Below are 10,453 nucleotides of genomic sequence, written 5' to 3' on the forward strand. Positions count from 1 at the left end.
CGAAAAAGCTAACTCTCAAAACTCAGAACATATAGTGAATCATCAACTGGGTTCATCCCTGAACTTAAGTTTGGGGGGATCTACACAATTAGCTGGATCTTCAAACTTAAATACCAGTCGATCTAAGATTATTCGACCGGCTAAAATGATACAAACTGAATCCACTCATTTGGTTCAAAAACAAGCAGTGTGGAATGTGTGGGATGGTAATCGAATATTACAAGATCACAATGGTAAGCATGTATTCACTACAGTTTATGAAGCTGATGCATTTGTACCGCTTGCACGTTTGGTATGGCTAGAAGATAAACTGACGCAAGCTGCCAACGATGAAACTGTTCCCAAAGTCAATATTGAAAAGTTAGATCAACTGAAACAAATTGCACTGCAAAATATTGGAGAACTTAAAGGGTTAGATGATGGTCAGACCATACCGCCAGTTGCGAATGATGAATCGCCAAAACATAGTCAGCATCAGGTCTATTGGTATCAAAACGATCACTTAGGTACGCCTAGAGAGTTAACTCAGCATAATGGTGAGATTGCATGCGAGGCGGTGTACCAAGCATGGGGTAATACGGTTACCGTTCAATGGCAAGAAGTAGCCCAATCAACTGAATTATACCCAATCCAATTGAATGCCAATGAGCAAGGTTATTTACTGCAACCGCATCGTTTTCAGGGGCAGATTTATGACAACGAGACGGGTTTACATTATAACCGTTTCCGATATTATGATCCTGATGCTGGACGGTTTATCAGCCATGATCCAATAGGTTTATTGGGTGGGGATAATCAGTTTCAGTATGCACCGAATCCGGTGGAATGGGTGGATCCTTTAGGGTGGAGTAAATGGAACAAAATGATTGAAACTCTACGTAATGCCCCTAATGGTTCAAAAGTGGATGTTAAAACAAAAGGAGAAGCTGATAAACTGGTTAAAGAGGCTTTTCCTGATGCTCAAAAAGTAAGAGGAATTGGTTGTCAAGATGCTCAGGGAGTTAGAAAGAAAAGAAAAATGGATCAATTTAAGAAAAAAGATGGAAAAGTTAGGTATAGAAAGGATTATCCTATAGATCCCAAAACTGGCAGGGTTTATGGTCATGATGATCCTAAAGGTACAGGTCATGGGGCTTTGCCTCACATTAATATTAAAAGATCTGATGGAACTATGGTCAGAATTGATATTGGAGGATGATGTGATTGATTTCAAAAAAAAAATAGAAAGTGGTAAAAAAGTTGGTTATTCAGAATTTTTATTAATAGATGCTACAGAATATGTTCGAGAGTTTGTGTTATGGAAAGAGAAAAATAAATATAAAGGATATTTTTTTTCAATCCCTACAAAGTATATGGACACTATAGAAGATTTTGAAGATTCAGAAGAAATTTATGAAAATGATGAATTAATGAAGATAATTCAAGTTCTTGAGATAAAAGGTTTATCTACCAATAAAATTAATATATTTAAAGGTAATTCCCCTATTTGATCAAGTTGTAACCTATAGCTATGTCTTAGAAGACAATGAAGGCATTCATGAGATCAGTAGTTTAAAACGTGATGATTTGCATAAAGAAATCGCACGGACGCAAGGGCAACTCCACAGCACCTATAAACTTGATCGTATGGGGCGCTTAACCGAGCAACATGTTGCTTGGGAAAATGCACCGACGCAAAAACGCTTAGAACGCCTGTATGACTATGACAAAGCTGGGCAACTGAATGAAATTTTAGATAAACGCTATTTATAACCCGAATCGCGGATAAGGATTTTTCTTTAAAATCATAAGCTAAATTTAATTTTATGATTAGTTTTTAGTGTTATCAGACCAAAGCATAGACTTTTTTATGCTCAAAATGATGGATAAGTCTCAAGAAGAATGATCTCATTTCCTTAAGCAGGATTCGGGTTATTTATATAATCAGCATAATTCACAGCTTTCTCAACATCAGCAACATGCCTTACAACCGAATAAAACATGGCAACGTAAGCAGCGTTATCAATATGATGTGTTGTCTCGACTGACCGGAAGTGAACTGACCACACATGGACAAAGTGAAAACTATATTCAAATGCGTGAGCAATTTGCCTTTGATCCAGCCAGTAATATTTTGCCGGTTGCATCGAATCAAGAGAACAATGCCAATCAGATTGCAGACAATCGCGTTAAGCATCTCGAGCAAGAACATCAAACAGTTGATTATGACTATGACGATTTAGGGCGTGTGATACAAAAGCGTATTCACATTAAAGATAAGAATGCGTTTGGACATATCCACCAACAACTCAGTTCCAACCACTTACTCGATCAATTCACCACACGTCAAATAGACTTGGAATGGGATGAACAAAATCAGCTCAAAGCCTCAACCTCGACCAAGCCCGATGGAAGAGGTGGGCAGGAGATTATACAAACACAGTATTGTTATGATCCATTTGGTCGACGAATAGCGAAACAGAGTCAAACCTATAAAAAAGAAATCATTACACAGCAAATTCAAGCAAAAATACAGCACGAAAAAGCTAACTCACAAAACCCAGCACATACAGTGAACCATCAACTGGGTTCATCGATGAACTTAAGTTTGGGGGGATCTACACAATTAGCTGGATCATCAAACTTAAATACCAGTCGATCTAAGATTATTCGACCGGCTAAAATGATTCAAAATGAATCCACTCATTTGGTTCAAAAACAAGCAGTGTGGAATGTGTGGGATGGTAATCGAATACTGCAAGACCATAATGGTAAGCATGTATTCACCACAGTGTATGAAGCGGATAGTTTTATACCTTTAGCACGTTTGGTATGGCTAGAAGATAAACTGACCCAAGCAGCCAATGATGAAACAGCTTCCAAAACAAATATAGAAAAACTGAATCAGCTTAAAAAAATTGCCCTGCAAAATATTGGTGAGTTTGAAGGTTTAGATTTAAATCAAACTGAAATAAAACAAGCCAGTAACGATGAACCTCCGAAACCTAAACACAATCAACATCAAGTGTATTGGTATCAGAATGATCACCTCGGCACACCTAGAGAGCTGACGCAACGTAATGGTGATATTGCGTGGGAAGCTGTATATCAGGCGTGGGGGAATACAGTTACAATTGAATGGCAAGAAGTTGCTCAAGCGACTGAATTAAATCCAATTCAACTCAATGCCGTTGAGCAAAGTTATTTACTGCAACCATATCGTTTTCAAGGTCAAATTTATGATGTTGAAACGGGTTTACATTATAACCGTTTTCGTTATTATGACCCTGATGCTGGAAGGTTTATTTGCCATGACCCGATTGGTTTATTGGGTGGTGATAATCATTTTCAATATGCGCCGAATCCTGTGGATTGGGTGGATCCTTGGGGGTTGAAAGGTCGTCCCAAATTAACAGGCGATATGAAACAAATACCCGTGATGCCGAATCACCAAAGACATCATATAATTCCATTAACAACTTTTGAAAATCATCCAGCTATTGTAAATAGTGGATTTGACTTAAATAGTTCAAGAAATATTATACAATTACCTACAAGAGGTAATTTTAATCCTGATGGTCGTACAATACATAGAGGAATGCATAATCAAGCTTATGAAGCTATTTTTACTCAAGCTTTAGATGCAATTGATGCACTTGGTGCTTGCGGTAATGTACAAAAAATGCATATCGAAAACTTAGTAGATAGTTATAGAAATCGTTTAGAACAAGGTTTAACAAGGTTAAATAATGCAATATAAGGATGGAAAAATATGATATACGCAATTTACCCTAAGAGCATTCAGAAAATAATAAGGTTTAATTATCCAAGTTCTATAAACTATAAATTATTTAATGGGAATATATTTATTAAGGATGAAGTTAAAATAGTTTATGATTTACTGGGTTCAAAAAATATTGATAATATGCTTAAATTTGATTTTTTATTTAATGCAGGTCCGATTATTGTTAGCGGTAAAGTGAAAAATATTCTGAAACAAGAGGAAGAAAAAAAGTTAGTACAATTTTTCCCCATCTTTGTTGAAAATTACGGCTTGGTCGAAGAAATGTACGCATTACACATAGTCCAAATTGAAGATGCTGTTGATTTAAATAAAAGTGTATACAGTTCTGAATTTTTTTTAGGTGAGGAAAAATTGCAATTTAGTAGAATTACATTTAAAGATGATTTTGATTGGGATTTAACAATTTGCAGATCATCGCACGATTTAAAACAGATACTGGTACGAGATGACTTGAAAGACAGGCTGATAGAGTCAGGTGTCAAAAAAATAAATTATTATTCTGTTATTGATAGCGAAGATGACTCTAGAACATTTTACATTACTACTTAAAATAAACATTTATAATTTTAATAGTTTATATTTTTAAGAAGCATTACTCTTCTTAAAACCTTTCCAACCTTGAAAAATTTAATTACTCACATTTCTATCTAAGCTAATGATTCTATACTCTGAATTATTAGCTTATTTGATCAAATTCAATTAGATAGAAAATCCTATTTATTACAACCACTTCTTTTCCATGGTCAGATTTATGACAACGATACGGGTTATATTATAACCGATTCCGTTATTATGACCCCGATTCTGGACGTTTTATTAGCCATGACCCGATTGGTTTATTGGGCGGTGATAATCATTTTCAGTATGCGCCGAATCCTGTAGAGTGGATTGATCCTCTAGGCTTAAATACCCAACCAGAATCAGCAGCTGCTTTTGAAGCTCGAATTTCACAAATGTCCCCTGGTGAGAGAGTTATTGCTGTTAGAGGTAAAATTGAAAAAGTAGCTAGAAAAAATGGTTGGGTAAAAGACTCTAAAATGACTACAAAAAATGGACGAGATGTTTATAAAACTCAAGATGGACAATTTAGAGCGGCAGATACACAACATGGAAGAATTGAATATACAGATAGCAGAGGTGGACATTTAGGAGAGTATGATATTGACGGAAAACAAACTAAAGCACCTGATAAATCAGGAAAGCATAATCTTAAATGTCCATAAATTTTTAAATGGTAAAGCGTATGAATAAGAAGTTAATTGATGTAAATAATGATCTTGAAAGAGGTACTATTCTAAGATGTGCAGGCATTACCCCTTATGAAGAATATGTTGATTTTATGATTGTTGAAATTATAAATAGTGAAAGTTTAAAATATGGGTTAATGGTAGTTTCTGGTTATAAAGCGGGTTTAAATTACGTTGTGTTTCCAGAAACTGCGATCTCTAATAAAAATTACGGTTTAAGTTCCGCATGGTTAAAGGAAAATTGGTTAGAATGGGGGTATATAGACTGCTCATTAGATAATGTTTACATTATTAATAGAAATATACCAACAAGTTTTGAAGATTATTAAAACTAATTGAGCATTAAGTTCCTTTAATAAATTAAAAATAGTCTACCTTTACATAGCCAACATCAGATTTTTTGGTATCAGAAATGATCACCTCGGCACGCCTAGAGAACTGACGCAACGTAATGGTGACATCGCTTGGGAGGCGGTGTATCAAGCGTGGGGTAATACGGTTACGGTTGAATGGCAAGAAGTTGCAAAAAGTGAAGAACTCAATCCAATCCAACTCAATGTAGTAGAGCAAAGTTATTTACTATAGCTGGATTTAAATTTTAAGCTACATTTCTTTCAAGCCTAAATCGAGTGCTTCTTCTATTGTTTTGTCTAGACGGAAAGCGATATTTTTAACTTTGGATTTGAGCACTGACCATGCTTTTTCAATTGGATTTAAGTCTGGACTGTAAGCAGGCAAGTACATGATTCTACAGTTAAAGTCTGCGGCTAGTTTTTTGATTTCCCCGTTCTTATGAATCGAAGCATTATCTAGAATCAGCAGATGCCTTTTGGTCTTATCCTGATTATTTTTAGTCAAGTTTTCAAGTAGATATTTCAGCCATCCTGTGAACATCGCTCGATCGCATGTACCTTGAAAAACCAAAGGGTAAAGGAACTGATACGCTGAATTAGACCTCACGGCACTGATGATACTTAATCTTTTTCCATGACCACCTGATTTCACTGCAGGACAACGACTGCCTAGTCTAGACCAACCATATTGAGCTGTATCTGTAGTATTTATTCCAGATTCATCAATATAGATCATCTGATCTTCCCCAAACTCTTCTTTCCATTGCGGAAGAAACCACTTAAATACCGCCCTTGTTATTTTGTCGGCTTGCTTGTAGAGAAAACTCTTTTTTTACGTGTCCAACCAAGCTTATGAATGGCTTTTAATAGGGTTGAATAAAGGATTGGATAACCAAATTTTTGTTCAAACAAAGGAATAAGATCTTTCACTTGAGAAAATTCGGTCGTTTCAACAAAGTGTTTGAAAGCATCCATATCCTTGATTTTAGTGGGTCGGCCTGCATTGATTTTAGGCTGTTTCAATTCTCCAGTGGTGTGTTGAAGAAGAATCCAATCATCCAAAGTAGTCCTAGATATTTTAAAAGTTTTACATGTATATGATTTGTGATTGTTTTCTTCATAAAACTGCATGACTTTTTCACGTAAATCCACTGAATATATTTTAGGCATAATCTTGATCAAATGAATTTTTCACCATTGTATCCTAAAATAAGATTGCAGCTATACAACCGCATCGTTTTCAGGGGTAGATTTATGACAACGAGACAGGTTTACATTATAACCGTTTCCGCTACTATGACCCTGATGCTGGGCGGTTTATTAGCCATGATCCGATAGGTTTATTGGGCGGTGATAATCATTTTCAATATGCGCCGAATCCTGTTTTACTCATTGATATATTAGGTTTAGTAGCTCATCGCGGGCGTATACAAGCTCAAGGAACTAAGTTAGAAGAATCAGTTTCTTGGAATCAAGATACTCCGCTTACTAAAGATCAGGCTAAAGAAATGATGCAAGAGTTGAAAGATAAATTATCTAAAAAGGATTTAAAGTTAAGAGAAGATGCATTTAAAAAGGCGGATAAATTTATTGATTCAGCATGTAGTAGTGGAGGGGTAGATGCTTCGGTAAGTAAAACATTTATGGTAAAAGATACAAAGCATGAACGAGTTGATATTGAGGTAATTGCAGGTAAAGCATTCATTCCTTGATGATTAGAGGTTATAAATATGTTTGAAAGTTGCTTAGATGATAAAGATGTATATTTATCTTTAGAAAATTATATATATTCTGAGTTCAATAAAATTAGTAAAAATGATAAATGGAAACTCCCTTTTTTTAATACAAAATTTTCAAATGGGGAATCTTTTTATGATGGAAATCCGATTTTTTCAGCAAAAAATTTAAGTGAAGGCTTTTTGGTTAAGATAGTAATTGATGATGAAATTCATAGTGAAATTTTGAGTTTTGAAACTAATTTTGATGATGTACCTATGTATGTATATGAGATAGGTTTAGAGAATATAGATAAAAATATTGCAATAATTTTAGATAAAATTATGAAAATTAGCTTATAAATTGAAATATTCTTTTTTTGATAGAGATAAAAATATGAATAAAACAATGGAATGATGTGTGCTGATAAAAACGGAGACTTTCATCTAGTAAACTAAACATACTCAACAGGAGTTTACCATGAGCAAAAAGCAAAATATTTATACTGGATAAACTGAAATGGTAATCCTCCCATAAATAACAGAAGTTAAAAGTAGAGATTAAGCAGCCATTAAAGGTGGCTTTCCTTTGTTAGCATGATGTGGTCTTTCATGATTGTAATGCCACAGCCAACTTGTTGCATAATCTTGTACTTCATCCAAAGTATCAAATAAATGTTTGCCCAGCCAGCTATAACGTACGGTTCTATTATAACGTTCAATATATGCATTCTGCTGTAGCTTACCTGGTTGAATATATTCAATACGTATGCTCTGGGACAAGTTTGGTAACTTGCAAAAATATCAGGACTGTAGCGGTAAAATTACACAATATCATTATGATGCTTATGGTCGGCTAACATCAGTTCAGAATGCACATGGGGATTCTACTTGCTTTAAATATTATGCGCATCAAAAGCAACCGTATGAGATTATCTATCTTGATGGCAGTGTTGAACAATTTAAATATGATGGTCTTGAGCGTTTAATTGAATACCGAGACGCTTTAGGTCGCACGACGACCTACCGATATAGTGTCGATAGCTTACCGATTCAACGCACTGACCCAGCCAACGGTACTGTAACCTATCATTATGACCAGCTCAGACGGTTTGTCGGTTTAACCAATGAAAATGATCAGACGTGGACACTTGAATATGATGCCAAGGATCAAGTGATTGCGGAAACCACTTTTGATGGGGTGCGTACTGAATATGAATATAGTCCAGCAGGACAACTAATCAAACATCGACAGTTTACTGAGAACAAAGAAATCCGTTATAGCACCGTCTTCAAACGTGATTTATTGGGACAACTACTCGAGCAATACATTGTTGATCATCATGATTTAACCGAGAAAAAACGTACGCGTTATACTTATGATCTGGCAGGTCAATTGATCGAAGCACGTAATGCGGACAGTCACGTCAAACTCAGTTACGACCCAATAGGGCAACTCACCAAAGAACAACTGATTGCACACTGGTTCAATCAAGCAACCCAACAACATACACATCGCTCGCATACTTTAACGCATTTGTATGATGAACTGGGGAATCGGATTGAGACCACACTACCAGATGGTCGCAAGCTTAAAACGATCTACTATGGTTCGGGGCATGCATGGCACTATGCGCTTGAGGATAGCGAAGGCATTCATGAAATCAGTAGTCTAAAACGTGATGAACTGCATCAGGAAATCGCACGGACGCAAGGGCAATTGCAGAGTACTTATACACTAGATCAAATGGGACGCTTAACCGAGCAAAATGTTGCTTGGGAGCATGCACCGACGCAAAAACGCTTAGAACGCCTGTATGACTATGACATAGCAGGACAACTGAATGAAATTTCAGACAAACGCTATTTATATAATCAGCATAATTCACAGCTTCATCAAGACCAACAACAGCATGCTTTGCAACCGAATAAAACATGGCAACGCAAACAGAGCTATCAGTATGATGTGTTGTCACGGTTAACGGGAAGTGAACTTTCCACTCAAGGTCAAAGTGAGAATTTCATTCAAATTCGAGAGCAATTTGCATTTGACCCTGCCAGTAATATTTTACCGATAGCCTCTACAGCGGAAAATAAACCATCTAAAATTCTAGATAACCGTGTGAAGCATCTTGAGCAAGCACATCAAACTGTAGATTATGAGTATGATGATTTAGGGCGTATGGTTCAAAAACGCATTCAGATTAAAGACAAACATGCCTTTGGACATATTCATCCACACTTAAGTGAAAAACATCTGCTGAATCAATTTACCACCAGGCAAATTGATTTAGATTGGGACGAACAAAACCAGCTTAAAGCCTCCACCTCAACCAAACCCGATGGGCGAGGTGGACAAGAGATTATACAGACCCAGTATTGTTATGATCCCTTTGGGCGACGCATTGCCAAGCAAAGCCAGACTTATAAAAAGCAACTGATCACGAAGCGAGTCAAAAGCAAACCACAGCCAAGATTGCTGGAGCATCAGCCAAACTCTCATCAGAATATTAGCAATCAACTCGGTTCTTCAATGAACTTAAGTCTAGGAGGATTTGCAACGTCGCAAGTTAATCCAACTCCTAGACCGATCATTCAACGTGCTGTGAAAAGCATTCAAACTGAGCAGACTCAACTGGTTCAGACACAAGCGGTGTGGAATGTTTGGGATGGCAATCGAATCCTACAGGACTATAACGGCAAGCATGTATTTACTACCGTCTATGAGGCAGATGCATTCGTACCGCTTGCTCGTTTGGTATGGCTAGAAGACAAGCTCACGCAAGCAGCCAATGATGAAATCGTTCCTAATGTTGATATTGAAAGGTTAGATCAACTGAAACAAATTGCGCTACAGAATATTGGTGAGTTGGATGGTTTGGATTTAGACCAAACCAATATAGCTAAAAATCCAATATGAGCTACAATAGAAAAAACACTAAGATTTAGGATCATGCCAAAAACATATTCTGTCGATTTACGCGAAAAAGTCATGCAGTTTTATAAAGAATCACAGCATAAATCCAAAACGTGTGAACTGTTTAATATTGCAAGAACCACCCTAGATGATTGGATTCTACTCGAACAGCAGACTGGTCAGCTCAAACAGCCTAAACCTCAAAATGCAGGACGCCCTTCGAGGATTCGAGATCTTCAAGCCTTTGAGCACTTCGTAAAAAATACACCGTTTACTCAGGCGAAAGATCTTGTCCCTCTGTTTGAACAACAATTCGGTTATACCGTTGGTTATCATGTCATTTTAAAAGCCCTTAATAAGATGGGATGGACGCGTAAAAAAAGAGTTTTCTTTACAGACAAGCCTGTAAATTAAGTCGTGCTGTATTTGAATGGTTC

At 36.5% G+C, this 10,453-nt stretch carries 10 protein-coding genes and 4 pseudogenes; 11 read left to right on the top strand and 3 right to left on the bottom strand.

The features are described 5' to 3' along the window. From AC5YD2_RS15630 to imm45, 7 genes and pseudogenes are all read left to right on the top strand, one after another. Positions 1-1,198: RHS repeat domain-containing protein (locus tag AC5YD2_RS15630; protein WP_496127199.1), on the top strand; the 1,198-nt coding region annotated here is incomplete at its 5' end. Between the two features lies 1 nt (position 1,199). Beyond that, positions 1,200-1,490, top strand: a complete 291-nt coding sequence (locus tag AC5YD2_RS15635; protein ID WP_496127200.1) for a hypothetical protein — start codon at positions 1,200-1,202, stop codon at positions 1,488-1,490. Positions 1,491-1,566: 76 nt separating this feature from the next. Continuing rightward, the gene (locus tag AC5YD2_RS15640; protein WP_496127201.1) at positions 1,567-1,752 is read left to right on the top strand and encodes a hypothetical protein; all 186 of its coding nucleotides are present in this window, start codon (positions 1,567-1,569) and stop codon (positions 1,750-1,752) included. A 229-nt stretch (positions 1,753-1,981) separates the two neighbouring features. Next, positions 1,982-3,739 (top strand): annotated as a pseudogene (locus AC5YD2_RS15645) (AHH domain-containing protein); the annotation flags it as partial. A 12-nt stretch (positions 3,740-3,751) separates the two neighbouring features. Further along, on the top strand, positions 3,752-4,333 hold the full coding sequence (locus AC5YD2_RS15650) for an imm11 family protein (protein WP_496127202.1): 582 nt from the start codon (positions 3,752-3,754) through the stop codon (positions 4,331-4,333). 186 nt (positions 4,334-4,519) lie between these two features. Then, a pseudogene (locus AC5YD2_RS15655) lies at positions 4,520-4,689 on the top strand (RHS repeat-associated core domain-containing protein); the annotation flags it as partial. 338 nt (positions 4,690-5,027) lie between these two features. Continuing rightward, a complete protein-coding gene (gene imm45 / locus AC5YD2_RS15660) occupies positions 5,028-5,360 on the top strand; it encodes an Imm45 family immunity protein (protein ID WP_496127203.1) in 333 nt (110 codons plus the stop codon). A gap of 274 nt (positions 5,361-5,634) precedes the next feature. Here the strand turns inward: imm45 and AC5YD2_RS15665 are convergent, their stop codons facing one another. Both AC5YD2_RS15665 and AC5YD2_RS15670 read right to left on the bottom strand, forming a co-directional pair. Continuing rightward, positions 5,635-6,183, bottom strand: a complete 549-nt coding sequence (locus tag AC5YD2_RS15665) for an IS630 family transposase (RefSeq protein WP_496127207.1) — start codon at positions 6,181-6,183, stop codon at positions 5,635-5,637. Further along, on the bottom strand, positions 6,180-6,554 hold the full coding sequence (locus AC5YD2_RS15670; RefSeq protein WP_496127204.1) for an IS630 transposase-related protein: 375 nt from the start codon (positions 6,552-6,554) through the stop codon (positions 6,180-6,182). The genes AC5YD2_RS15665 and AC5YD2_RS15670 overlap by 4 nt, the downstream gene beginning before the upstream one ends. 83 nt (positions 6,555-6,637) lie before the next feature. On the opposite strand from AC5YD2_RS15670, the pseudogene AC5YD2_RS15675 reads away from it, so the two are divergent. Together AC5YD2_RS15675 and AC5YD2_RS15680 are read left to right on the top strand one after the other, a co-directional pair. Next, positions 6,638-6,793 (top strand): annotated as a pseudogene (locus AC5YD2_RS15675) (RHS repeat-associated core domain-containing protein); the annotation flags it as partial. 321 nt (positions 6,794-7,114) lie between these two features. Then, entirely contained in the window at positions 7,115-7,462 is a 348-nt protein-coding gene (locus AC5YD2_RS15680) for a hypothetical protein (protein ID WP_496127205.1), read from the top strand. A 198-nt stretch (positions 7,463-7,660) separates the two neighbouring features. Here AC5YD2_RS15680 and AC5YD2_RS15685 read toward each other — a convergent pair. After that, positions 7,661-7,876, bottom strand: a pseudogene (locus tag AC5YD2_RS15685) (integrase core domain-containing protein); the annotation flags it as partial. A gap of 16 nt (positions 7,877-7,892) precedes the next feature. Between AC5YD2_RS15685 and AC5YD2_RS15690 the strand changes: the two are divergent. Continuing rightward, positions 7,893-10,019 (top strand): hypothetical protein, encoded by a 2,127-nt coding sequence (locus AC5YD2_RS15690; RefSeq protein ID WP_496127206.1) that lies wholly within the window; start codon positions 7,893-7,895, stop codon positions 10,017-10,019. 33 nt (positions 10,020-10,052) lie between these two features. After that, on the top strand, positions 10,053-10,430 hold the full coding sequence (locus tag AC5YD2_RS15695) for an IS630 transposase-related protein (RefSeq protein ID WP_496125791.1): 378 nt from the start codon (positions 10,053-10,055) through the stop codon (positions 10,428-10,430). Positions 10,431-10,453 lie beyond the last annotated feature (23 nt).

The organism is Acinetobacter sp. CY73 (genome assembly GCF_059515865.1).

Excerpts from the sequence above, each read along its gene's own strand:
- AC5YD2_RS15695 (WP_496125791.1), top strand. The coding sequence starts at position 10,053 with ATGCCAAAAACATATTCTGTCGATTTACGCGAAAAAGTCATGCAGTTT.
- AC5YD2_RS15650 (WP_496127202.1), top strand. The coding sequence starts at position 3,752 with ATGATATACGCAATTTACCCTAAGAGCATTCAGAAAATAATAAGGTTT.
- AC5YD2_RS15670 (WP_496127204.1), bottom strand. The coding sequence starts at position 6,554 with ATGCCTAAAATATATTCAGTGGATTTACGTGAAAAAGTCATGCAGTTT.
- AC5YD2_RS15680 (WP_496127205.1), top strand. The coding sequence starts at position 7,115 with ATGTTTGAAAGTTGCTTAGATGATAAAGATGTATATTTATCTTTAGAA.
- imm45 (WP_496127203.1), top strand. The coding sequence starts at position 5,028 with ATGAATAAGAAGTTAATTGATGTAAATAATGATCTTGAAAGAGGTACT.